This is a genomic window from Bradyrhizobium sp. HKCCYLR20261 (assembly GCF_051168435.1).
GTDB lineage: Bacteria > Pseudomonadota > Alphaproteobacteria > Rhizobiales > Xanthobacteraceae > Bradyrhizobium.
Map to the genome: position 1 here is coordinate 21,093 of NZ_JBNPUZ010000005.1, position 24,056 is coordinate 45,148.

Annotated in this window: 21 protein-coding genes; 14 read left to right on the forward strand and 7 right to left on the reverse strand. The window is 65.5% G+C overall.

The features are described 5' to 3' along the window. The first annotated feature begins 8 nt into the window (after window positions 1-8). The 3 genes from ACQR1L_RS12775 to ACQR1L_RS12785 all read left to right on the forward strand — a co-directional run bounded on the left by ACQR1L_RS12775 (window position 9) and on the right by ACQR1L_RS12785 (window position 2,574). On the forward strand, window positions 9-974 hold the full coding sequence (locus ACQR1L_RS12775) for an MBL fold metallo-hydrolase (RefSeq protein WP_434858317.1): 966 nt from the start codon (window positions 9-11) through the stop codon (window positions 972-974). Between the two features lie 39 nt (window positions 975-1,013). Further along, window positions 1,014-2,129, forward strand: coding sequence for a tetratricopeptide repeat protein (locus ACQR1L_RS12780; RefSeq protein ID WP_434858318.1), 1,116 nt, complete (start codon window positions 1,014-1,016; stop codon window positions 2,127-2,129). A 106-nt stretch (window positions 2,130-2,235) separates the two neighbouring features. Next, complete coding sequence (locus ACQR1L_RS12785; RefSeq protein WP_434858319.1) at window positions 2,236-2,574, forward strand: hypothetical protein; 339 nt, start codon at window positions 2,236-2,238, stop codon at window positions 2,572-2,574. A gap of 181 nt (window positions 2,575-2,755) precedes the next feature. Here ACQR1L_RS12785 and ACQR1L_RS12790 read toward each other — a convergent pair whose 3' ends face one another. After that, window positions 2,756-4,267 (reverse strand): acetyl-CoA acetyltransferase, encoded by a 1,512-nt coding sequence (locus ACQR1L_RS12790; protein ID WP_434858320.1) that lies wholly within the window; start codon window positions 4,265-4,267, stop codon window positions 2,756-2,758. A 182-nt stretch (window positions 4,268-4,449) separates the two neighbouring features. Between ACQR1L_RS12790 and yghU the strand changes: the two genes are divergently transcribed. From yghU to ACQR1L_RS12805, 3 genes are all read left to right on the forward strand, one after another. After that, on the forward strand, window positions 4,450-5,325 hold the full coding sequence (gene yghU / locus ACQR1L_RS12795) for a glutathione-dependent disulfide-bond oxidoreductase (protein WP_434858321.1): 876 nt from the start codon (window positions 4,450-4,452) through the stop codon (window positions 5,323-5,325). A gap of 361 nt (window positions 5,326-5,686) precedes the next feature. Continuing rightward, window positions 5,687-6,886 carry a molybdopterin-dependent oxidoreductase gene (locus tag ACQR1L_RS12800; protein ID WP_434858322.1) on the forward strand — a complete coding sequence of 400 codons (1,200 nt, stop codon included), beginning with the start codon at window positions 5,687-5,689 and terminating at the stop codon, window positions 6,884-6,886. 11 nt (window positions 6,887-6,897) lie between these two features. Then, complete coding sequence (locus tag ACQR1L_RS12805; protein WP_434858323.1) at window positions 6,898-7,218, forward strand: cytochrome c; 321 nt, start codon at window positions 6,898-6,900, stop codon at window positions 7,216-7,218. Between the two features lie 24 nt (window positions 7,219-7,242). Here ACQR1L_RS12805 and ACQR1L_RS12810 read toward each other — a convergent pair whose 3' ends face one another. Further along, on the reverse strand, window positions 7,243-7,854 hold the full coding sequence (locus ACQR1L_RS12810) for a flavin reductase family protein (protein ID WP_434858324.1): 612 nt from the start codon (window positions 7,852-7,854) through the stop codon (window positions 7,243-7,245). A gap of 185 nt (window positions 7,855-8,039) precedes the next feature. Here ACQR1L_RS12810 and ACQR1L_RS12815 point away from each other — a divergent pair, with 185 nt between their 5' ends. Next, on the forward strand, window positions 8,040-8,330 hold the full coding sequence (locus tag ACQR1L_RS12815) for a hypothetical protein (RefSeq protein WP_434858325.1): 291 nt from the start codon (window positions 8,040-8,042) through the stop codon (window positions 8,328-8,330). Between the two features lie 87 nt (window positions 8,331-8,417). On the opposite strand, the gene ACQR1L_RS12820 is transcribed toward ACQR1L_RS12815, so the two are convergent. Further along, a complete protein-coding gene (locus ACQR1L_RS12820; protein ID WP_434858326.1) occupies window positions 8,418-9,251 on the reverse strand; it encodes an alpha/beta hydrolase in 834 nt (277 codons plus the stop codon). 169 nt (window positions 9,252-9,420) lie between these two features. After that, complete coding sequence (locus ACQR1L_RS12825) at window positions 9,421-10,200, reverse strand: SDR family NAD(P)-dependent oxidoreductase (RefSeq protein WP_434858327.1); 780 nt, start codon at window positions 10,198-10,200, stop codon at window positions 9,421-9,423. Between the two features lie 167 nt (window positions 10,201-10,367). Here ACQR1L_RS12825 and ACQR1L_RS12830 point away from each other — a divergent pair, with 167 nt between their 5' ends. The 3 genes from ACQR1L_RS12830 to ACQR1L_RS12840 are packed head-to-tail and all read left to right on the forward strand — an operon-like array spanning window position 10,368 to window position 12,534. Further along, the gene (locus ACQR1L_RS12830; protein ID WP_434858328.1) at window positions 10,368-11,162 is read left to right on the forward strand and encodes an enoyl-CoA hydratase/isomerase; all 795 of its coding nucleotides are present in this window, start codon (window positions 10,368-10,370) and stop codon (window positions 11,160-11,162) included. Beyond that, window positions 11,159-12,148, forward strand: a complete 990-nt coding sequence (locus ACQR1L_RS12835; RefSeq protein WP_434858329.1) for a phosphotransferase family protein — start codon at window positions 11,159-11,161, stop codon at window positions 12,146-12,148. Before ACQR1L_RS12830 ends, ACQR1L_RS12835 begins: the two co-directional genes overlap by 4 nt. Then, complete coding sequence (locus ACQR1L_RS12840; protein WP_434858330.1) at window positions 12,148-12,534, forward strand: DUF6285 domain-containing protein; 387 nt, start codon at window positions 12,148-12,150, stop codon at window positions 12,532-12,534. The genes ACQR1L_RS12835 and ACQR1L_RS12840 overlap by 1 nt, the downstream gene beginning before the upstream one ends. Window positions 12,535-12,661: 127 nt before the next feature. Here ACQR1L_RS12840 and ACQR1L_RS12845 read toward each other — a convergent pair whose 3' ends face one another. Next, window positions 12,662-13,441, reverse strand: coding sequence for an enoyl-CoA hydratase-related protein (locus tag ACQR1L_RS12845; RefSeq protein WP_315782572.1), 780 nt, complete (start codon window positions 13,439-13,441; stop codon window positions 12,662-12,664). Between the two features lie 166 nt (window positions 13,442-13,607). Between ACQR1L_RS12845 and ACQR1L_RS12850 the strand changes: the two genes are divergently transcribed. Further along, window positions 13,608-14,882 (forward strand): acyl-CoA dehydrogenase family protein, encoded by a 1,275-nt coding sequence (locus ACQR1L_RS12850; protein WP_434858331.1) that lies wholly within the window; start codon window positions 13,608-13,610, stop codon window positions 14,880-14,882. A gap of 321 nt (window positions 14,883-15,203) precedes the next feature. Here the strand turns inward: ACQR1L_RS12850 and ACQR1L_RS12855 are convergent, their stop codons facing one another. After that, a complete protein-coding gene (locus ACQR1L_RS12855) occupies window positions 15,204-16,784 on the reverse strand; it encodes a fatty acid--CoA ligase (protein WP_434858332.1) in 1,581 nt (526 codons plus the stop codon). A gap of 115 nt (window positions 16,785-16,899) precedes the next feature. Next, window positions 16,900-17,775 carry an SDR family oxidoreductase gene (locus tag ACQR1L_RS12860; protein ID WP_434858333.1) on the reverse strand — a complete coding sequence of 292 codons (876 nt, stop codon included), beginning with the start codon at window positions 17,773-17,775 and terminating at the stop codon, window positions 16,900-16,902. A gap of 103 nt (window positions 17,776-17,878) precedes the next feature. On the opposite strand from ACQR1L_RS12860, the gene ACQR1L_RS12865 reads away from it, so the two are divergent. From ACQR1L_RS12865 to ppc, 3 genes are all read left to right on the forward strand, one after another. Beyond that, the gene (locus ACQR1L_RS12865; RefSeq protein ID WP_434858334.1) at window positions 17,879-18,688 is read left to right on the forward strand and encodes a crotonase/enoyl-CoA hydratase family protein; all 810 of its coding nucleotides are present in this window, start codon (window positions 17,879-17,881) and stop codon (window positions 18,686-18,688) included. A 156-nt stretch (window positions 18,689-18,844) separates the two neighbouring features. Continuing rightward, a complete protein-coding gene (locus ACQR1L_RS12870; protein WP_434858335.1) occupies window positions 18,845-20,389 on the forward strand; it encodes an acyl-CoA synthetase in 1,545 nt (514 codons plus the stop codon). A 129-nt stretch (window positions 20,390-20,518) separates the two neighbouring features. Continuing rightward, window positions 20,519-23,305, forward strand: a complete 2,787-nt coding sequence (gene ppc / locus ACQR1L_RS12875) for a phosphoenolpyruvate carboxylase (RefSeq protein ID WP_434858336.1) — start codon at window positions 20,519-20,521, stop codon at window positions 23,303-23,305. The last annotated feature ends 751 nt before the right edge of the window (window positions 23,306-24,056 follow it).

Sequence of the window (24,056 nt, forward strand, 5' to 3'; positions counted from 1 at the left end):
GGTTCGTCGTGCTGGGAGCAGTAACAGCCGCGGCAGCGTTTGGGCTCGACGCGGCTCTCGCCGTCGCCGCTGCCAAGCCGCGCCGTCGCACCGTCGACCCCGAGCGCGGCTACCGACGGATCATGGTCGGCGAGGCCGAGGTGATCGCGCTGTATGACGGCATCTGGGAGAAGCCGCATGACGCGGGCTTCTTCAGCAATGCCAGCATCGACGACGTCAAGGGCGCGCTGCGCGCTGCAGGTCTGAGCCCCGCCTTTATTCCCGTTCCCATCTCGACCTTCGTCGTCCGGCTGAAGGGCAAGACGGTGCTGTGCGATGCCGGCGGCGGCGGCCAGGTTCAGGGCTACAATTCCGACGCGGTCTTCGTCTCGGGTCAGATGCTCAGCAATCTCAGGGCGGCCGGTCTCCGACGCGAAGATATCGACACCATCCTGATCTCGCATTTCCATCCCGATCACATCTTCGGACTGATGATCGAAGACACCAACACGCCGGTGTTTCCCAACGCCGAGATCATCGTCGCCGCGGCCGAATACAGCTTCTGGACAGATCCGTCGAAGACGGCCCGTCTGCCGCCCTGGAGACAGGCGCTGGCGCGCCGCATCCAGGGCGTGATCCCGAGCTGGAAGAACGTGTTGCCGGTAGAGGGCGAGGACGAGGTGGTGCCGGGGATCCGCTTTGTCAGCGTTCCCGGTCACACGCCCGGCCACACCGCATTCCACCTCAGCTCCGGCCAGGAGCAATTGATGATGTCCGGCGACACGGCCTATGTGCCGGCGTTCAGCCTGCGCCATCCCGAATGGCATGGCGCTTATGACCAGGACGGCCCGGCGGCGGAGGTCAGCCGGCGCAAATTGCTCGATCGAGTTGTTTCAGAAAAGATGTTGATTTGTGGATCGCATTTTCCGTGGGGCGGCTTCGGCCACCTCACCCGCGATGGCGCCCATTATGCGCTCGACCTCTTGCCCGTGTGATCCCGCCGCGAGCGCGGGGGAAGGACGCGGCACCTCGCCATGAAGAGCCATTACGAGGTGCTCGGCATTTCGCCGCGCGCCAGCCTCGACACGATCAAGCGGGCTTTTCGCCAGGCCGCGAAGGAGAACCATCCCGATCTCGTCGGCGACGGCGACGCTGCGGCCGAGCAAAAGCTCAAGATGATCATCGTGGCCTACAAGGTGCTGCGCGATCCCGACCTTCGCGCCGAATACGATGCCTTTCTCGCGCATGAGCGCGAAACGGCGCGGCGCGAGCGCTGGGATGCGATCCTGCAGTTCACGGCGGCGACGGCCGTTCTCAGCGCTGTGCTGATCGGGCTGGAGATCCTGTTCGTGCCTTCGCTCGGCGACTTCCTGAGCAGGCCGCAGCCGACGCGTTCTGTCACTCTCGATCAGCCACCGCAACCCAAGGCCGAGCCGCAGCGCGAGGCGGGCAGCCCGCCGGCATCGCCGCCTGCGGTGCGGGATGAGCTCAGCGCTGCGCCGTCGGCGCAGCCTGAGGCCGTTGCAGCGGCGTCGCCGCCACCGGCAGATGTCGAGGTCGCAGAGCCGGTCGCGCCGGCAACGCCGATGAGCGCAAGCGAGTTGCTGGAGCGCGCCCTGGCCCGGAGCCGGCAGGGCGATCTTGAACTCGCCGTCGCGGATTTCGACGAGGTCGTTCGGCTCGTACCGCGCAATACCGACGTCTACCGCTATCGCGCTGAGGCTCTGGTGCGCATGGGCCGCATCGACCGGGGATTGGACGACTACGACCGGGCCATCCGGCTCGACCCGAAAAATCCTCTGCTTCTCCGTGATCGCGCGCTCGCGCTGCAGAAGCGCGGCGATCTCGACGAAGCCCTGGTCGATCTCGATCGTGCGGTGCGCATGAGCTTCAGTGACGCCGAGCTTTACAGCGATCGCGGCGCCGTGTGGCTCGCCAAGGGACGCTATGACCGGGCACTCGCCGACTTCAATCAGGCGCTGAAGCTCAATCCCGATCTCCCGCTCGCGGCCATGCGCCGCAAGGAAGCCATAGCGCGCAAGCGGGAGCATCGGCACGCCGACGACGATCGCCCATCACCCGCCGCGGCGGAAGCCGAGACCACGGGGACTCTGCCACCCGACTCCGCGTCCAAGGCGGCCCCCCGCTGAGCCGCGCCATCACGAACCCGCGGCGCGCAGATCCAATGCGCGCCACAGTTCGTTTGCCGCATGCGGTCCTCGGTCATCCGGGCTCGCAGGACCGCGGAAACATGCCATGAGTGTCTATGTCTCGATGACCGGCTTTCGCCCGAAAAGTGGAGCGAGCCGTCTTGCCCGATTCTGGTGGCATACGCTGTGGTCGCTACGGCAGGCACGCGCCGCGGCCGGCAACCTCAGCGTCGAGGTCCGGCCCGTGGCCGGTCTCTATCATACGCTGACGGTCTGGTCCGACGAGACCAGCATGCGGACTTATGTCCGCAGCGGCGCGCATCGCCGCGCGATGATGAACGTTCGTGACCTCGGCAGCGGCAAGACGCTCGGCTTCGCGGCGGACACCGCGCCTGACTGGGACACGGCCTATGCACGATGGCAGCGCGAGGCGCGGGAGGTGTAGTTGAGGGCTGATCGCTTCCCAAGAACGTCATTCCGGGGCAATCGTCATGCGCTCAAAGCGCATGGCGATTGAACCCGGAATCTCGAGCTTGTTGAGGACAGGCGCAAAACAATATCGAGATTCCGGGTTCAAGGCCTTCGGCCTTGCCCCGGAATGACGGTGCTGCGTTGATAACAGCGTCCTAACTCACCCGCCATTCCGGCACGCCGTCGGCGGCCATCGTGATCGAACCGAGCGCGCCGACCGGTGTCCTGTCCAGGTCCATCAGCCGCGTCAGCGTCGTCTGGTCCTGCGGCGGCACGCGCGCCAGCGTGCGCGTGTCCTGCTCGGTGCGCAGCATCACCACGCCGTGCTCGATATCGCCATTGCGATCATACAGCGCGGTGAAGCTCTCGACCTTGCCGTTGCCAGCCGCCTCGCCGACGAAGTCCGGCGCTGCTGAGCGATGACGATCGGCCTCCGCCTGCACGCTGACATCCTGTGACAGCGACGAGGGCTGCTCGCGCGAGATCACCAGCGCATGATGCTTGGTGACGAAGCCGCCCTGGCCGTACAAAAGACCGCGCCTGGCGCCGCCGCGCAGCCGCCGGACCATCGCGCAGGCGGCGTGTGTCATGTAGGTGTTGAGCGGCGCGCCGAAGAAGGTCAGCCCTCCGGTGACGGTCGGCTCGACATCCGGGCCGAGGCCGAGCGTCCGCCGCGCCATCTTCGGCACGCAGGGGAAGCAGCTATAGAGCTCGATGACGTCGAATGCCGTGCCCGTGCCGCCGACGAGGTTCATCGCCGCCTGCAGCACCGCATTCTGCGGATGGCTCTCGGCGAACTGATCGCGCGTCAGATAATCGCGTGGATCTTCCGCCGAGGCGCCGCCCAGCGGATAGATCATCCGGTTTTCGGCGACGCCCGCGGCGCGCGCTTTCGCCAGGCTGGTCAGGATCAGCGCCGCGCCCATGTTGACCATGGGATTGGCGACCATCAGCTTGGTGTAGGGCCAGGCGATCGGACGGTTGTCGGCGGACGGCGTGGTGATCTCGTCCGGCGCGAAGTGCCGCTTCAGCCAGGCGTTTGGATTGTAGGCGGCGACCGCCGAGAAGCGCGACCACAGCTCGCCGGATTCGGCGAGTGCCCGCCGCGGCGTCTGGCCCCATTTGGCGGCGCTTGCGACCTCGTAGAACGGATAGACCGAGACGGGGCGGAACACGCCGAGCTTCACCGCGAGCGGCTTCTGGAACGCGGCGCCGCGCTTCGGCTCCTCGACGTCATGGGCGAACGGCGTCCACGGCAAGGTCACGCCGGCGCGCTCGGCCTTGGTGGCGGTCGATTGCGCCTCGGCGCCGCAGACCACGGCGACCTCGCATTCACCGCGGGCGATGCGCAGGGCCGCCTCGTGCAAATAGCGGATCGGGCTTTCGCCGCCGACCGGCCCGTAATAACAGTGCGCAGGGTTCACACCGAGCCGCTGCGCCAGCAATTGCTCGGGATCGCGATAACGCCAGCTCAGGAAGTTGACGACGTCGAGCGAGCCGGTGTGCTGGATCAGCCTGGCGCCGGCGTCATTTTCCGCGCGGCGGATCGCCTGTTCGAGCAGCGCGAGCGGCTCCAGCCCCTCCGCGATGTCCTTGGGCCTGTCGACGATCTCGCCGACGCCGACGATCACGGGAATGCGGTCCGGGGGCAGGGCAGCTGCAGTCATGGGCGTTTCCGAAAAGCGGTCCGTTGCGAACCGTCATTGTGGTCTTGTCTTCGTTCTGTCATCGCAGGTTCGACCGCGCAATGCAGAAAATGCCGATGGCGCCCGCGCGTGCGACGGCTTCCGCTCGGCGGCATATGCGCCTAAAACCATCGCTCCTTTTGCCGCTCACGCCGGAGTCATTCGTGTCCGAACAGAACAGCTATGTGCCGCCCAAGGTCTGGACCTGGAACAAGGCCAGCGGCGGCCGCTTCGCCAACATCAACCGCCCGATCGCGGGCCCGACCCACGACAAGGAATTGCCTGTCGGCCGTCATCCCTTGCAGCTTTATTCTCTCGGCACGCCGAACGGCGTGAAGGTCACCGTGATGCTCGAGGAACTGCTGGCCCTCGGGCACAGCGGCGCCGAATATGATGCTTGGCTGATCCGAATCGGCGAAGGCGACCAGTTCGGCTCCGGCTTCGTCTCGATCAATCCGAACTCGAAGATCCCGGCGCTCCTGGATCGCAGCGGGCCCGAGCCGGTCCGCGTGTTCGAATCCGGCGCCATCCTGGTCTATCTCGCCGAGAAGTTCGGCGCCTTGCTGCCCACCGAGCCGGCCAAGCGCGCCGAATGCCTGTCCTGGCTGTTCTGGCAGATGGGCGCCGCGCCCTATCTCGGCGGCGGATTCGGCCACTTCTACGCCTATGCGCCCACCAAGATCGAATACGCCATCGACCGCTTCGCCATGGAAGTGAAGCGCCAGCTCGACGTGCTCGATCGCCGCCTTTCCGAGAGCGAATATCTCGCCGGGCCGGACTACACCATCGCCGATATCGCGGTGTGGCCGTGGTACGGCGCGCTGTCGAAGGGCCTGCTGTACGAAGGCGGCGAGTTCCTCTCGGTGCAGGACTATAAGAACGTGCAGCGCTGGACCGACCAGATCGCGCAGCGCGCCCCGGTGAAGCGCGGTCGCATGGTCAACCGCGTCTCCGGCGACCCTGCCAGCCAGCTGCACGAACGCCACGACGCCAGCGATTTCGACACCAAGACGCAGGACAAGATTGGCCAGAGCAAGTAGTTGTCTACCTTGCCGCGGTAGGGTGGGCAAAGGCGCGCCTCGATCGTTGTAGACGTGTACAGCTGTTCGAGCGCGCCGTGCCCACCATCGTCCCTCGCGTCCACCGCCGGTGGGCACGCGCCGCCTGACGGCGCCGCTTTGCCCACCTTACACATTCACCACGACCCAAGCTCTCACGCCATTCTCGCCGCAGTGCAGCGGATCGCTGTGGCTTGACCTCCGATCTTCACATCGTTTCTCCGCTTCAGAGAATCGTGCAACTATCATCTCCTGCAGAAATCTGGCTGCGCGCCGGACGAACTGAATGGATCGTCCCGAGGTGATGACCTCGGGCGAGAACGACCACTCCGGAGGGAGTTGCATGATCGACAGGCGTGATCTGCTCAAGGGAGCGGGGCTGGCCGCCTTGCTGGGTGGCCTTGGCGCGAGCCGTGCGCTGGCCGAGGACAGCGTGACCTTGCCGTTCGCCAATGGCGAGCGCCCGCTGGTGAAATATCCGCAGAAGCGATTGATGATCGGCCTGACGAGCCGGCCGCCGCAACTCGAGACGCCGTTTTCGGTGTTCAATGACGGCGTGATCACGCCGAACAACGCCTTCTTCGTCCGCTATCATCTGGCGGGGCTTCCCTACGATCTCGATCCGGACAAGTTCACGCTGGAGGTGAAGGGCAAGGTCGACAAGCCGCTCAAGCTGTCGCTCAAGGACATCCGCAAGCTGAAGGCGACCGAGATCGTCGCCGTCAACCAGTGCTCCGGCAACAGCCGCGGCTTCTTCGAGCCGCGCGTCGCCGGCGGCCAGCTCGGCAACGGCGCGATGGGCAGTGCCCGCTGGCGCGGCGTGCCGCTCAAGACCGTGCTCGAGATGGCCGGTGTCCAGGCCGGCGCGAAGCAGGTCACCTTCAACGGCATGGATGGACCGATCGTCGACAAGACTCCGGACTTCGTCAAGGCGCTGGACGTCGATCACGCCATGAACAGCGAGGTGATGCTGGCCTACGGCATGAACGGCGAGGATCTGCCGTTCCTCAACGGTTTTCCGCTGCGTCTGATCGTGCCCGGCTATTACGGCACGTACTGGGTCAAGCACCTCAACGAGATCACCGTCGTCGACAGCGTGTTCGAGGGCTTCTGGATGAAATCGGCCTATCGCATTCCGGATACGCCGAACAACGCGGTCGAGCCCGGCACCGCGCCGAAGGCGACGATCCCGATCAATCGCTTCACGGTCCGTTCCTTCATCACCAGCGTCAGCGATGGCGCGAAGCTCAGGGCGGGGACGGCTGTCCTGCGCGGCATCGCCTTCGATGGCGGCAGCGGGATCAAGCAGGTCGCCGTCTCGACCGATGGCGGCCAGACCTGGACTGATGCGAAGCTTGGCAAGGACCTCGGGAAGTATTCGTTCCGGGAGTGGAAGCTGCCGGTGAAGCTGACCGCCGGAGCCCACGCGCTCAAGGTGCGGGCGACCAGCAATGCCGGCGAGACGCAGCCGGAGACGCCGCGCTGGAATCCGGCCGGTTATCTGCGCAATGTCGTCGAAACCGTCCGCGTCACCGCCGCTTGAGGAGCACGACCATGCAACGGATATCTTTCCTCGCTGCGCTGGCCGTCGCGCTCGGGTGTCTTGCCGCCGGGCCGGCCGCTCTCACCGCGGCGCCCGTCAACTACAAGGTTCCTCCGGAGACGGCGGCCTTCAAGCCGGGGCCGGACCTTGCCGCCGTGCAGGGCAATTGCACGGCCTGCCACTCTTCCGATTACATCAGCACGCAGCCGCCGATGAAGAACAAGAAGGAGTTCTGGCAGGCCGAGGTCACCAAGATGATCAAGGTCTATGGCGCGCCGATCGACGACGCCGATGTCGGCAAGATCGTCGACTATCTCGCCGCGACCTACTGACCATCCGGTCCGGCCGGGCAAGGCTCAGCTGGCGCCCTTGGCCGGCGGGAAATCCATCCGGTCGTTCGTGCGGCAATAGCGGTCGGCGAACATGCGCCCGACCGGGTGGAACAGCTCCATCTCGACCCGCATCTTTTCGCTGTCCCACAGCTCGTCGCGGATGTGGAACGCAAGGCCCTCGCCGAGCACCAGCACGCGGTCGCCGTTGACGTCGATCAGTTGCCAGGTCTTGCACTCCATCGCGAACGGCGCGTCCGCGAGCCGCGGCACGGAGATCATGCGCGAGGGCGCGAGCTTCAGCCCGAGATGATCGGGCTCGCCGACCTCAGGCGGAAAGTCGCCGCCGGTCTCGTGCATCGCCTGCGCCAGCGGCTCGTCGGTGATGTGCACCACGAACTCACCGGCGCGGCGGATGTTGACCAGCGTATCCTTGACCCGGCCGTCGGGGCGCAGGTTGATCGCGAACACGCAGAGCGGCGGATCCTCGCCCATCACGTTGAAGAACGAGAACGGCGCGGCGTTCACGACGCCCGTCTCGCCCTTGGTCGTGACCCAGGCGATCGGCCGCGGCAGCACGAAGGAGGTCAGGATCTTGTAGCGCTCGCGCGGGCTCAGATCGGTGGAGAGGTATTCCATGTGGTGCGGCCTCGGATGTGTCGGTCGGCGGACCGTAGTCGGCCAGGGTGCGTTGCGGAAGCCGATAAAGCGGGCAGCGGCTGCGTGCATCCACGGCGATTGCTCCGTGAAATTCAGTGTTCCCTGGAACGGCACCGGACGGGCCACGTTCGAACAGCACAGCAACTCAAAATGGAGGTCACGCCATGAAACCAACGATCAGTTTGATCGCGTGTGCGCTCGTCGTCTCGGCCACCTCGGCCCTGGCGCAGGGCGGTCAGCAGCCGACCGCGCCGCCTAGCGCGAACAACTCGGGAGCAGGCATTCAAGGTGCGCCCGGCAACAAGAACGGACCGGCGGCCACTGATTCCGGCACCGTCGGCTCGTCCTCGATCATCAACCAGCAGAATCCGAACGTCAGTGCTCAGGACCCGTCGAACATCAAGGGCATGCCTGGCAACAAGAACGGGCCGCCCGCCAAGAAGCCCCAGAATTGAATATGCGCTGGCGAGGCGGTTGCTGACGCAGCCGCCTCGCTCCGTTCTGGTGTTGTTGTTGAGCGGGTTCGCAGAGTCCTTGCCGTATCACGGCAGAGCCGCCGCGCCGTTCGTGACGATGAGATTGTCAGTATCGGCCGGCGCCAGCTCGCTCGTCGAATCGCCGCCGAGATATTTGTCCAGCGTCGCCTGGATCCGCTCACGCGCCGTATAAGGACCGCGATCGCTCATCCAGGTGTGCTGGAACTCGGTCTTGATGATGTCGATGCCGCTCTTCTTGCCGAGCTGCTTGGGCAGCACGTCCGGATCGGTCTTGAACTCCGGATCATCGGAGCGGAACGACAGGATCTTGAGCTTGTCCCTAACGACGAAAGGAACGCGCAGATTGTCAAGCGTCACCACCTGCGAGACGATGTTGGGATGCTCCTTGGCGAAATACATCGCGGTGTCGCCGCCGTTGGAATGGCCAACCAGCGTGAGATGATCGTAGTCTGCATTGGGATGCCGCTTCTTCATCTCGTTCAGCACGCAGAGAATGTTGGCCTCGCCCTTCTTGTAGACGTCGAGCCGGCCGACATAGGGCAGCCCGATCTTGGTGACGAGCGGCGGGTCCGTCGGCAGATCCTGCTGCACGCTGGCGACGAGATAACCGCGCGCGGCGAACACGTTCGCCAGGAACGAATACTCGGTGTTCTTCACCGTATTGCCGTTGGAGATGATCGCGACCGGCAGCCGCCAGAGCCCGGCGTTCGCCTTCATCTCGTAATCCTTGCGGACCGCGATGTCGACGTTGATCGGCCGCTGCCGCGCGACGTCATAGAATTCGCGGCTCTCGTGCTGAATGCCCCATTTGGCCATCGCAAAGTAACCGGCCACAGCCAGGGCGGACACACAGGCCAAAACCGTCACACCGCGCTTCATGGCATCCTTCCCCTTGGAATTCTCCTCGTCATGTGATGAGGGACAACGCCGAGGTCACGGGGGCGTGGCAGGGCAAGGCGGATTAAATTTCTGAAATCTTGGAATAAGGGGCGGGAACAAATCCGGCCTTGGCGGACCGGCGCACCGGTCCACCGTAGGTCCTGGCCGGTCAGAACGCGGTATAGCCGCCGTCGATCACGAAGCAATCGGCCGTATGGTACGACGACGCCTTGCTCATGAGGTAGACAGCGATGCCGCCGAAATCCGACGGCTCGCCGAAGCGGCGGACCGGGATGCGTGGCATCACGTTGGCCACGAACTTCTCGTTGCCCATGATGCCGGCCGTCATGTCGCTCTTGATCCAGCCCGGCAGGATCGCGTTCGCGGTCACGCCGTAGCGCGCCAGCTCGACCGCCAGCGCCCGGCACAGCGCATTGAGCGCGGCCTTGGTGCCCGCGTAGTGCTCGTTGCGCGCGGTGCCGAACAGCGAGGCGAGACTTGATGTCGCAACCAGCCGGCCGAACGGATCGCCGGCTTCTGCCCGCGCCGTCATGTGCCGGGCGGCGGCCTGGAACGCGTGGAAGACGCCGTCGAGATTGGTCGCGAACATCGTGCGCCATTCCTCCTCGCTGCGCTCAATGAAGGGCTTGCGGCCACCGCCGCCGATGCCGGCATTGGCGAAGCAGCCGTCGACGCGGCCGAAGGTGTCGAGCGTGGCCTTCATGGCTTCGGCGACAGAGGCGGGGCTCGTCACGTCGCAGATGCGCGTGTCGACTTTGCCGGGCCCTGCGGCCATCGATGCGGCAGCAGCCTTGTTCTTCTCGGCGTTGCGTCCCCAGATCGAGACGTTGCAGCCACTGGACGCAAGTGCCTGGGCAATGCCGAGGCCTATGCCTCCATTGCCGCCGGTGACGACCGCCACGCGGCCGGTGAGATCGAACAGGGTCATGAGCGTTTCCGTGATGATGTGAGGACGCTGTGCGTCGCTTCGGTTATTTGGATGACGCAACCATGGACAAGCGAAGCGCAAAAATCAAATATGCTGCACGAAGCCGGCAATGCCGCGAATTTCCGCCGCGAAGAATGCAGCGCTCGAAAAGCTCTTGAGAGGAAACCATGCAGTTCAAGCACGTCACGCTCGATTTCGACGGGCCCGTCGCCATCCTCACGCTCGATCATCAGGAGGTGATGAACGCGGTCTCCATCGACATGCTCGGCGGCCTCGCCGAGGCGCTCGACGAGATCGAGGAGAGGAAGGCCGACGTTCGCTGCCTGGTCGTCACCGGCGCCGGCCGCGCCTTCTGCACCGGCGCCAATCTGCAAGGCCGCAACGCCCAGGCCAAGCCCGGCCGCAGCAATGCCGGCGCGGCGCTCGAGACCGCTTTCCATCCGTTCCTGCGCCGCCTGCGCAATCTGCATTGCCCGATCGTCACCTCGGTGAACGGCCCGGCCGCCGGCGCCGGCATGAGCTTCGCGCTGATGGGCGACATGATCCTGTGCGCCAAGTCTGCCTATTTCCTGCAGGCGTTCCGCCGCATCGGCCTGGTGCCGGATTGCGGCTCCACCTGGCTGCTGCCGCGTCTCGTCGGCAAGGCGCGCGCGATCGAGCTGTCGCTGCTCGGCGAGAAGCTGCCGGCCGAGACGGCGCTGCAGTGGGGCCTCGTCAACCGCGTCTACGACGACGCGGCGCTGAAGGAGGAGACGATGAAGCTCGCGCACGAGCTCGCCAATGGGCCGACGGTCGCGCTGGCGCAGATCCGCCGGCTGTATTGGGAGAGCCCGGAGAATTCGTTCGAGGAGCAGCTCAACGAGGAATTCCAGTCGCAGCGCATCGCCGGCGCGACCGCCGACTTCAAGGAAGGCGTCACGGCGTTCCTCGAAAAGCGTCCGGCCAAGTTCAAGGGCCAATGATCGAGACCGAACTGTCCCGCTGTGTCGTCGCGTTCATGCCGGGCGCGACCGGCGTGCGTGGCGCCGCCAAGCTTTCCGGGGGCGCCAGCCAGGAGACATGGCGCTTCGACATCGTCCATCCTGATGGCGATGTCGGCGCTATTCTGCGCCGCTCGCCGAAGGGCTACGGCGCCGCGCCCGGTCGCGCCGCCGGGCTGGACAATGAAGCCGCCCTCATGCGGCTGGCGCACGCCGCCGGCGTGCCGTCGCCCGAGGTGTTGCATGTGCTGGCGCCCGGTGATGATCTCGGCACCGGCTTCATCATGCGCCGCGTCGAAGGCGAGACCATCGCGCGCAAGATCTTGCGCGATGCTGAGTTCGCCGAGGCGCGGCCGCGCCTCGCACGCCAGCTCGGCGGCATCGCCGCCGGCATCCATGGCATCGCGCGCGCGAAGTTGCCGGCGCTGCGCGAAATGAACGCGACCAGGGAGATCGCCGAGCTCGCCCGCGAATATCACAGCTTCGACTGGCCGCGCCCGGTGTTCGATCTGGCGCTGCGCTGGCTGTCGCAGAATGATCCCGGCCCCTCGGCGGAGGTGACGCTGGTGCACGGCGACTTCCGCAACGGCAATCTGATCATCGGGCCCGACGGCGTGCGCGCCGTGCTCGACTGGGAGCTCGCCCATCTCGGCGATCCCATGGAGGACCTCGGCTGGATCTGCGTCAACTCCTGGCGCTTCGGCGAGATCGACAAGCCCGTCGGCGGTTTCGGCTCGCGCGCGGAGCTGTTCGCCGGCTACGAGGCCGCCGGCCGCAAGGTGGATGCTGACCGGGTGAAGTTCTGGGAAGTCATGGGCACGTTGCGCTGGGGCGTGATGTGCTGCGGCATGATGCAGCGGTTTCGCATTGGCCCCGACCATTCGATGGAGCGTGCCATGATCGGCCGCCGTGCGTCTGAGACCGAGATCGATCTGCTGCGGCTTCTGGCGCCGCGAGGAGAGGGCTGATGCAGGACGAACCGACGCCGACCGAGCTGGTGCAAGCGGTGGCCGATTTCCTGCGCAACGACATCGCCCCGCTCATCTCCGGCCACCAGGCGTTCAAGCTGCGCGTCGGCATCAACGCGCTGGATCTCGTGGTTCGCCAGCTGACGCAGGCTGCGCCGGCGGACGCTGCCGAGCATGCGCGCTTGAAAGAGTTGCTCGCGCGGGATGCTACCTTGCTCGACCTCAATCGCGCACTGGCCGAGCAGATCGCGAGCGGTGCCCTCGACCTCGCGACGCCGGGACTGAAGGAGCATCTCTGGCAGACCACGCTCGACAAGCTCGCTGTCGATCAGCCCAACTACGCATCCTACAAGCGCGAGGCGGGGAGGGGCACCAATGGCCCCTAACTCTCTGTCGTCATGCCCGGGCTTGACCCGGGCATCCATCCTCTCACAAGGCTGTCGCGAGGCTTGGATGGCCGGGTCAAGCCCGGCCATGACGGAGTGGAGGCAAGATCGCGCAGTCATCCAGGCACTACCGCCCCAACCACTTCGGCGGCCGCTTCTCCGAGAACGCCTTCGGACCCTCGATGTAGTCCTGCGAATGGATCATCGCCTGCACCGCCGGATAGTCGCGCTGCTCGGTGATGGCCTGCTCCAGCGAGACCGCGAGGCCCTTCTCGATCGCCTGCTTGGAGGCGCGGATCGACATCGGCGAGTTCTTGGCGATGGTCTCGGCCCAGCGCTCGGCCGCCGCCAGCGCCTCGCCCTGCGGCACGACCTCGTTGACGAAGCCGAGTTCGTGGCCCTCGCGGGCGCCGACATGGCGCCCCGTGAGGATCATGCCCATCGCGCGCTTCATCCCGATCTGGCGCGGCAGCCGCTGCAGGCCGCCGGCGAGCGCGGCGAGGCCGACGCGCGGCTCGGGCAGGGCGAAGGTCGCATTCTCGGACGCGATGATCAGGTCGCAGGCCAGCGCGATCTCGAAACCGCCGCCCATCGCGACGCCGTTGACGGCGGCGATCAGCGGCTTGTCACAGTCGAAGCGCGAGGTCAGGCCGCCGAACCCGCTTCGGCCCCAGCCGCGCTTGCCGCCGGCCGCCTGCCATTTCAAATCGTTGCCGGCGCAGAACGCCTTGTCGCCCTCGCCGGTGACGATCGCGACCCATTGCTCGGGATCGGCGGCGAAGCCGTCGAACACCGCCTCGAGCTCGTAATGTGCGTCGGTATGCAGCGCGTTGTAGACCTCGGGGCGGGCGAGGGTCACGATCGTGATCGGCCCTTTGCGCGTGATCTTCGAGAACTTCAGCTCCATCGGCCGTTCCTCCTGCTTTCTGATTGGCAACGTCACGCGAGCTTAGCGCCTGCGCTGCATCTGCAGTCATCCAAATACGCAACCGCGCTGCGCGCCACAAGCACGCGGCGGAGAGCCGGCCCGACCACAATCAAGAACAACAACGACATGCACAGGGAGACACGCCATGGATTTTTCCTTGCCCAAGGAGCTCACAGCCTATCTCGACGAGCTCGACCGCTTCATCGCCGCCGAGATCAAGCCGCTTGAAGAGGCCGACGACAACATCAGATTCTTCGATCATCGCCGCGAATGGGCGCGGACCGATTTCGAGAATGGCGGCCTGCCGCGGCATGACTGGGAGCAGCTGCTGCGCAAGGCCAAGGATCGCGCCGATGCGGCCGGCCACCTGCGCTTCGCGATCCCCAAGCGCTATGGCGGCAAGGACGGCTCCAATCTCTGGATGGCCGTGATCCGCGAGCATTTTGCCTCGAAGGGCCTCGGCCTGCACAATGATCTGCAGAACGAGCATTCCATCGTCGGCAATCTGCCGATCGTCACCATGCTCGACCGCTACGGCCGCGACGACCAGAAGGCGATGATCGACGGCTCGATCACCGGCAAGTACCGCATCACCTTCGGTCTGACCGAGCCGCATCACGGCTCGGACGCGACCCACATGGAGACCAAGGCCGTTCCCGCGACGCGCGACAACGTCAAGGGCTGGCTGATCAATGGCGAGAAGATGTGGACGACGGGCATGCACGTCGCCACCCATTGCGCGCTGTTCGCGCGCACCTCGGGCAATGACGGCGATGCCCGCGGCATCACCTGCTTCCTGGTGCCGGCGAAGAGCGAGGGCGTGAAGGTCGAGGAATATCTCTGGACCTTCAACATGCCGACCGACCACCCCCGCGTCAGCTTCACCGACGTGTTCGTGCCGGAGGATGCTCTGTTCGGCGAGGTCGGGCGCGGGCTTTCGCTGGCGCAATGCTTCGTCCACGAGAACCGCATCCGACAGGCGGCGAGTTCGCTCGGCGCCGCGGTGTTCTGCATCAATGAGAGCGTCAACTACGCGCGGGAGCGGAAGCCGTTCGGCAAGGCGCTGGCCGAGAACCAGGCGATCCAGTGGCCGCTGGTGGAGCTCGCGACGCAGGCGGAGATGCTGCGGCTCCTCATCCGCAAGACCGCGTGGGAGATGGATCAGCTCACCCAGGCGCAGGTCGAGCACACGCTGTCCGACAAGGTGTCGATGTGCAACTACTGGGCTAACCGGCTGTGCTGCGAGGCGGCCGACCGCGCCATCCAGGTGCATGGCGGCATGGGCTATTCGCGCCACAAGCCGTTCGAGCATATCTACCGTCACCACCGCCGCTACCGCATCACCGAAGGCAGCGAGGAAATCCAGATGCGGAAGGTGGCGGGATTCCTGTTTGGGTACATGGGGGCGAACAAGCGATGAGGCGGTGGTCGTCCAAAGACAGAAATCGCGAGCGCCAGCGCAGCAATCCAGACCTGCCACGTGGCCCCTGGATTGCTTCGGCGCAAGGGCGCCTCGCAATGACGGCGTGGAGGAAGCGCGCACACTCTCTCCTCCGTCATTCCAGGGCGTGCGCAGCACGAGCCCGGAATCCATAACCACGACCGCCCGCGTGACGAAGACCTGCGCCACAACCAGATCGCGCCGAACCCGGTTTCGTGAGTATGGATTCCGGGTTCGCCCCGCTGCGCGGCGCGCCCCGGAATGACTCGTGGAGCGGGCATACTCCCCGTCCGCCAATTATCAATTCACCTGCCTGTCCTTGCCCGCCCAATACGGATCGCGCAGATTTCGCCGTAGGATCTTGCCGGACGGATTGCGCGGCAGGGCGTCGAGGAAATCCACGGTCTTCGGCGTCTTGAAGCCGGCGATGCGGGTGCGGGTGAAATTGATGATGTCGGTTGCGGTCGCCTGCTTGCCCGGCTTCATCACCACGATTGCCTTGACGGCCTCGCCCCATTTCTCGTCGGGAATGCCGATCACGGCGGCCTCGGCCACGTCAGGGTGATCGCAGATCGCGCTCTCGACCTCGGCCGGATAGATGTTCTCGCCGCCGGAGATGATCATGTCCTTGATGCGGTCGTGGATATAGACGTAGCCGTCCTCGTCCATGTAGCCGGCGTCACCGGTGCGCAGCCAGCCGTCCTTGCCGAGCGTGCGCGCGGTCGCCTCCGGCAGATTCCAGTAGCCCGCCATGTTGGAGCCAGAGCGGGTCGCGATCTCACCGACCTCGCGCGGCGGCAGCGGATTTCCCAGGGGGTCGATGATCGCGACCTCGACGCCGGGCAGCGGCTTGCCGGCCGAGCGCATTCGCTCCAGCCCCTCGACGTGATCCTCCGGCGGCAGCGCGATGATGGTGCCGGTAGTCTCCGTCATCCCGTACATCTGCACGAAGCCGCATTTGAAGACGTCGATGCATTCCTTCAGCAGCGCCGCAGGAATCGGCGAGGCGCCGTAGAGCATGTATTTCAGCCGCGAGAAATCGACCTGCCGCGCGCGCGGCTGCCGCACCACGAACTGCATCGCAGCGGGGACCATGAACAGCTTGGTGATTCCGGATTGCTCGAAGAAGTCGAGGATCCTGGTCGGATCGAACTCGCGGGCGATGACGCCGCGGGCGCCGTGATACAGGCTCATCAGGCCCCAGCCGGAGCCGCCGATATGGAAGATCGGCATCGCGATCAGCGACACGTCGTCGGTCGACCATTTGTTCCAGTCCGGCTTGTCGTCCGGATTTCCGGTGTTGACGAGGTTGAGGAAGTTGGCGTGCGACAGCATCGCGCCCTTCGGCTTGCCCGTGGTGCCGGAGGTGTAGAGCTGCAGCGCGATGTCTTTCGGCGTGATATCAACGCCCGGATCGTCGGCGCTTTGCGCGTCGCGCCACGCCGTATAGTCCTGCCATTCCGGTGCGCCGCCTTCGGTGGTGATGATGTGCCGCACGCTCGGAAGCTGGTCGCGGATCTGCCGGATCATGGTGATGAACTCCGGCCCGACGAACAGGGCAGGGGCCCTGCAGTCCTCGACGATGAAGGCGACTTCGGGACCGGCGAGCCGCCAGTTCACCGGCGCCATCACGACATTGGCCTTCATGGCGCCGACCAGCAGCTCGAAATAGCTGTCGCTGTTCTTGCCGAAATAGGCGATCCGCTCATGCGGCTTCAGGCCAAGGGCCTTCAGCGCGTTGGCCACCTGGTTGGTCTTGCGGTCGAACTCGGCGAAGCTGGTGCTGCGGCCCTCGAACTCATAGGCGGTCGCGGAGCCGAGTGCCTGCGCCTGGCTGCGCACGACGTCGACGAGCGTCGACGCTGCCGTCGTGACGGACATGTTTCCCCTCCGATTGTGCCGTGTTCTTCGTCTTGTTTTTGTTCTCGCCCCGGATCGCTCCGGAGCGAGCATCTTGCAATCAATCTGTCGAGCACGCCACCAATTAACAGCGCCGTCAGCTCGTGCGTGTCGCGCGGTCCTTTTCGTTCTGCGCCTTGATCGACTCCTTGGCCTTGGTCCAGTCGTCGTCGCTCCAGTCGCGCAGCTGATAGAAATTGCCGCCCATCGCCAGCGCCTGGGCGCCGTCCATCGCGATGGTCTCGCCGCTGATCCAGTTGCAGCCGCCGGAGATCAGGAAGACCGCGAGGTTCTGCAGCTCCTCCATGGTGCCGACGCGCCCCATCGGGTTCATTGCCTTCGTCCGCGCGCCGGCTTCGTCGCCCGGCTTGATGCGCTTGCTCATACCCTCGGTCGGGATTTCGCCGGGCGCGATGGTGTTGAGGCGGATGCCGTAGCGGCCCCATTCGGTGGCGAGTGACATCGTCATCGCATGGATCGCCGACTTGCTCATCGCGGACGGCACCACGTAAGGCGAGCCGTTGCGGACCCAGGTGACCGTGATCGACACCACATTGCCCGGCTGCTTCGCCGCGATCCAGCGCTTGCCGACCGCATGCGTCACGTAGAACGTGCCGTGCATGACGATGTTGGCGACCGCGTCAAAACCGCGCGGGCTCAATTCCTCGGTGCGGGAAATGAAGTTGCCGGCGGCATTGTTGATCAGATCGGTCAGGCCGCCTTCCTGGAAGATCGCCTCGATCATTTCCTCGACTGCCATCGCGTTGCGGATGTCGACGCCGTGGCTGGTGACGCGGCCGCCATAGAGATCCATCAGCTCGGTGGCGGTCTCGTCGCAGACGATTTTCCGCCGGCCGCAAATATGTACTTCCGCGCCGAGCTGGAGGAAGCGGGCGGCCATCGCCTTGCCGAGGCCGGTGCCGCCGCCGGTCACCAGAATGCGTCGACCCTCGAGGAGATTATCCTTGAACATGGAAGTTTCCCGCCTGACATGTTGTGAGTTAATTGGTCGATTGACTAAACTGCTCCGACAGCCTTCTGTAAAGTCACAAAGACAATCGTGAGGAGACCGCCCGATGGACAACCGCATCGCGATCGAGATCAAGGACGGCGTCGCCGATGTCCGCCTGGTCCGCGCCGACAAGATGAATGCGCTCGATCAGGAGATGTTCGCGGCGCTGGTGGCGGCCACCGAACGGCTGTCGAACGAGAAGGGGCTGCGCGCGGTGGTGCTGTCCGGCGAGGGCCGCGCGTTCTGCGCCGGGCTCGACATGGGCCGCTTCGCGGCGATGAAGGAGTCCGGCGGCAACGGTATCGCTGGCGGCGAGAAGCGTGATCTCACCATTCGCACCCACGGCAAGGCGAACTTCGCCCAGCAGGCGGTATGGGGCTGGCGGCAGCTGCCGGTGCCGGTGATTGCTGCGGTGCATGGTGTGGCCTATGGCGGCGGCTTCCAGCTCGCGCTCGGCGCCGACATGCGCTATGTCGCGCCTGACACCAAGATGTCGATCATGGAGATCAAATGGGGTCTGGTGCCCGACATGGCCGGCACGCCTGTTCTCGCGACCCTGATGCGCGACGACATCCTGCGTGAGCTGACCTATACCGGCCGGGTGTTTTCGCCGGAGGAGGGACAGGCGTACGGTCTCGTCACCCGCATCTGCGCCGATCCGCGCGCGGCGGCGCTGGAGACGGCGCGGGAGATCGCGGGCAAGAATCCGGATGCGATCCGCGCCGCCAAGCGCATGCTGAACAACCTCTCGGTCGATCCGGGCCCGGCGCTGCTGGCTGAATCCGTCGAGCAGCAGAAGCTGATCGGCAGTCCCAACCAACTCGAATCTGTGCGGGCGAACATCGAGAAGCGTGCGCCAAAGTTCGCGGACTAGCATGGTCATTCCGGGATGCTCCGAAGGAGCAGACCCGGAATCTCGAGATTCCGGGTTCGATGCTTCGCGCAAAACGGCTCCGCCGTTTGGTCGCTGCGCATCGCCCCGGAATGACGGCGGAAACTCGAACCGACGACAGATCGGATAAACAAGAAAATGGAAACGTCCTCCCTGTTTTCCGGCATCATCTCCGGCGATCGCCGGCGCAGCCATCCCGACATTGCCGACCGCGCCGCGCGGATCGCCAGCGGGCTTGCGCAGCTCGGTGTGCGCCAGGGCGATTGCGTCTGCATGCTGATGCGCAACGACATCGCCTTCATCGAGGCGGCCTATGGCGCGATGCGCCTCGGCGCCTATGGCGTGCCGGTGAACTGGCATTTCAAGCCGGAGGAGATCGACTACATCCTGAGGGATTCCGCGACGCGTGTGCTGATCGGTCACGCCGACCTGCTGCACCAGCTTCGCGGCCTGATTCCGGCTGGCGTCACCGTGCTCAGCGTGCCGACTCCGCCGGAGATCCTGTCGAACTACAAGATCTCTGCAGATCTGCTTCAGGCACCTGAATTCGCGACCGATCTGGAGAGCTGGCTCGTTCAGCACAGCCCTTACGAGGGGCCGCAGGTGCCGCAGCCGCAGAACATGATCTACACCTCGGGCACGACCGGCCACCCGAAGGGCGTCCGCCGCAACGCGCCGACGATCGAGCAGGCGGCCTCCGCCGAACGCATGCGCGCGCTGATCTACGGCCTCAAGCCGGGCTCGCGGGCGCTGCTGCCGGGACCGCTGTATCACTCGGCGCCGAACGCGTTCGGTCTGCGCGCCGGCCGGCTCGGCGGGGCGCTGGTGCTGATGCCGCGCTTCGAGCCGGAAGAGTTTCTCGCCATCATTCAATCCGAGCGCATCGACACCATCTTCATGGTGCCGACGATGTTCATCCGGCTGATGAAGCTGCCGGAGGCGGTGCGCCGCCGCTATGACATGTCGTCGCTGCGCCACATCATCCATGCCGCCGCACCGTGCCCCGCCGACGTCAAGCGCGCGATGATCGAATGGTGGGGGCCAGTGATCTACGAGTTCTACGGTTCGACCGAATCGGGCGCGGTGACCTTCGCCACCTCCGAGGACGCGCTGAAAAAGCCGGGTACGGTCGGCAAGGTCTCGCCCGGAGCGGAGCTTCGGTTCCTCGGCGAGGACGGCCGCGTTCTTCCGCAGGGCGAGGTCGGCGAGATCTATTCCCGCATCGCCGGCAATCCGGACTTCACCTACCACAACAAACCGGAGAAGCGGACCGAGATCGACCGCGACGGCTTCATCACCTCCGGTGACGTCGGCTACATGGACGAAGAGGGCTACGTCTTCCTCTGCGATCGCAAGCGCGACATGGTGATCTCCGGCGGCGTCAACATCTATCCGGCCGAGATCGAGGCCGTGCTGCACGCCGTTCCCGGCGTGCATGATTGCGCCGTGTTCGGTATCCCCGACGCCGAGTTCGGCGAGGCGCTGATGGCGGTGGTCGAGCCGCAGCCCGGCGTGACGCTGGACACCGGCGAGGTCAAGGCGCGGTTGAAGGCGTCGCTCGCTGACTACAAGGTGCCCCGGCATATCGAAATCCACGGCCAATTGCCGCGCGAGGATTCCGGCAAGATCTTCAAGCGCAGGCTGCGCGATCCGTATTGGGAGCGGGCGGGACGGCAGATCTGAGGCGGCCGGCCGCGAGAGCAGGCGAGCGCCGCATCCAATAAGGCAGGTGACGCCTCTTTCTTGATCTTGCGCTGCGGTACGGATACGGCAGACTGACCCGTAAATGGGCAGCTGCTGGAGAGCGCATCCATGTCGCCGCAAACCATGCCATCCGAGGAAATCCGTCCCAACCGCGCCGCCGAGGCGCAGGCCATGGAGGAGGACGCGCGGCTCCGCGACGATATCCGCCTGCTCGGCCGCATCCTCGGCGACACCGTCCGCGACCAGGAGGGCGCCGATGTGTTCGACCTCGTCGAACTGATACGCCAGACCTCGGTGCGCTTCCATCGCGACGAGGACCGCCAGGCGCGGCGCGAACTGGAGCAGATCCTCGACGGCATGACCACGGCGGAGACCGTCCGCATCGTCCGCGCCTTCAGCTATTTCTCCCACCTCGCCAACATTGCCGAGGACCAGAACAACATCCGCCGCATGCGCGCCAAGAGTGATGGCAATGGCGGCGCCGGGATGCTGGCCGCGACGCTGGCGCATGCCAAGTCGGCCGGGTTCGAGGCCGCCGAGCTGCGCAAGTTCTTCTCGACCGCGCTCGTCAGCCCCGTGCTCACCGCGCACCCGACCGAGGTGCGGCGCAAGAGCACGATGGACCGCGAGATGGAGGTGGCGATGCTGCTCGACCGCCGCGAGCGGATGCAGCTGACCCCGGACGAGCGCGAGGCTAATGACGAGGCGCTGCGCCGCGCGGTGCTGACCCTGTGGCAGACCAACCTCTTGCGCCGGACCAAGCTGACCGTGCTCGACGAGGTCACCAACGGGCTGTCGTTCTACGACTACACCTTCCTGCGCGAGGTGCCGCGGCTGCTGTGCACCTTGGAGGATCGGCTGAACGACGGCGCCGAGGTCGCCGGCGACCTCGCGTCCTTCCTGCGCATGGGCAGCTGGATCGGCGGCGACCGCGACGGCAATCCGTTCGTCACCGCCGAGGTGATGCGCGGCACGCTCAAGCTGCAATCCAGCCTGGCGCTGCACTATTATCTCGAAGAGCTGCATCTGCTCGGCAGCGAGCTGTCGATGGCGGCCCATCTCGCCGATGTCTCCGAGGAGCTGCGTGTGCTCGCCGAGCGCTCGCCCGATACCTCGCCGCATCGCAGTGGCGAGCCGTATCGGCTGGCCGTGTCCGGCATCTACGCGCGGCTGGCGGCCACCGCGAAGAAGCTCGGCATCCAGATCAGCCGCCTGCCGGTGGCGGCGGTGGCGCCCTATGACAGCGTCAAGCAGTTGCAGGACGATCTCGACGTGCTGCATCGCTCGCTGATCGCCAACAATGCCGAGGTGATCGCGCGCGGCCGGCTGCGGATGCTGCGGCGGGCGGTCGACTGTTTCGGCTTCCATCTGGCGCGGCTCGACATCCGCCAGAACTCGGCGGTGCACGAGCGCACGGTGGCCGAGCTGATCGATACCGCGATGCCCGGCATGTCGTATTTGGCGCTGAGCGAGGATGCGCGTGTCAGCCTGCTGGTCAGCGAGCTGCGTAACGCGCGCCCGCTGGTGTCGCAATTCGTCAAGTACAGCGACGAGACCATCGGCGAGCTCGATCTGTTCCGCGCCGCGGCCGAGGCGCATGCCACGTTCGGCGCCGACGTCATCTCCCAGTGCATCATCTCGATGTGCAAGGGCATGTCGGACATGCTCGAGGTCGCGCTGCTGTTGAAGGAGGTCGGCCTGATCGACCCTTCCGGCCGCTGCGGCGTCAACATCGTGCCGCTGTTCGAGACCATCGAGGATCTGCAGGCGTCCAGCGGCATCATGGACCGCATGCTGGCGCTGCACGATTACCGCCGGCTGGTCGACAGCCGCGGCGCCGTGCAGGAGGTGATGCTCGGCTATTCCGACAGCAACAAGGACGGCGGTTTCGTCACCTCGGGCTGGGAGCTCTACAAGGCCGAGATCGGCCTGGTCGAGATCTTCGAGCGCCACGGCATCCGGCTCCGGCTGTTCCATGGTCGCGGCGGCTCGGTCGGCCGCGGCGGCGGCCCGAGCTATGACGCGATCATCGCGCAGCCCGGCGGCGCGGTGAACGGCCAGATCCGGATCACGGAGCAGGGCGAGATCATCTCCAGCAAGTACTCCAATGCCGAGGTCGGGCGATACAATCTGGAGATCCTTGCCGCGGCGACGTTGGAAGCCAGCCTGCTGCATCCGCGGCAGCCGGCGCCGAAGCCCGAATATCTCACCGCGATGGACCGGCTCTCCGAACTCGCCTTCAAGGCCTATCGCGGCCTGGTCTACGAGACCGACGGCTTCGTCGACTATTTCTGGGCCTCGACCGTGATCAACGAGATCGCGACGCTCAACATCGGCAGCCGTCCGGCGTCGCGCAAGAAGACCCGCGCGATCGAGGATCTGCGCGCCATCCCCTGGGTGTTCTCCTGGGCGCAGTGCCGTCTGATGCTGCCGGGCTGGTACGGCTTCGGCAGCGCGGTCGAGACCTGGATCGCGGAGAATCCGGAGCAGGGCATGCCGTTCCTGCGCGAGCTCAATCGCGAATGGCCGTTCTTCCGCATGCTGTTGTCGAACATGGACATGGTGCTCGCCAAGAGCTCGATCGCGATCGCCTCGCGCTATGCCGAGCTGGTGCCCGACGAGGGCTTGCGCGAAAAGATCTTCGGCCGCATCCGCCGCGAATGGAATCTGGTGATCGAGACGCTGCTCGACATCACCGGTCAGGAGCGCCTCTTGCAGGGCAACCCGCTGCTGGAGCGCTCGGTGCGCAACCGGTTTCCGTATCTCGATCCGCTCAACCATGTTCAGGTCGAGTTGTTGAAGGCACACCGCGCGCAGAATCCCGACGAGCAGGTGTTGCGCGGGATCCAGCTGACCATCAACGGCATCTCGGCGGGGTTGAGGAATACGGGGTAGGCCCCGATCGCAGCCGCGGCCTCGCTGTCGTCCCGGCCTAGTGCGCAATTGCGCACGCGGCGCCGGGACCCATACCCCCAGGGAGGAGTTCGGGGCAGGCGTGTGGTTGGCATCTCGCACATCACGTCTGCTGCGGCGTATGGGTCCCGGGTCGGCGCCACGATGCGCTTCGCGCATCGCGGCTTGCCCGGGACGACGACGGTGGGGCTGGCGAATTCACGGCTCAAATAGCAAATAAGACATACGATCTCGTTCCCGCTGCGCGTCGCGCACGAGCTGTTGCGATCAGGTCGCCCCTCGCAAACATGCAAGGGCGCGGGGAATGCCGGGTGAAGGCCTCACCCATGGCCCGCCTGCAGAAAAATAAGCAGGCGGCAGTCACCACAGGTTCAGCCGAGCATCCGGCATTCCCCGCGCGATGTCTTCACGCTTATACGCGATCTCCTCGGTGTGCCGGCTCGTAGACACCGTCGCCCGTGCGATGCTGGGCATCGACACGAACTTGACGCCTGCTTCGGGGCGCCAGGACCACGCGATTTCACGTCCGCAACAGCGCCGTTCGTCCGCGCATCCGTGAAGACACGCTGCGGCTCCATGCGGCCATCGCATCCCCGCCTCGCGTGTCGTGACGATCGCGCGCTACGCCCCTTGCTTGAGGCAGGATGGGGGGAGAAAAGCATGAATTCCGAAAAAAAGCAAGATGATTATTTTTAGTAGAAGTTGGTGCGGGGCCCATGAAGCTGTTGCCAAG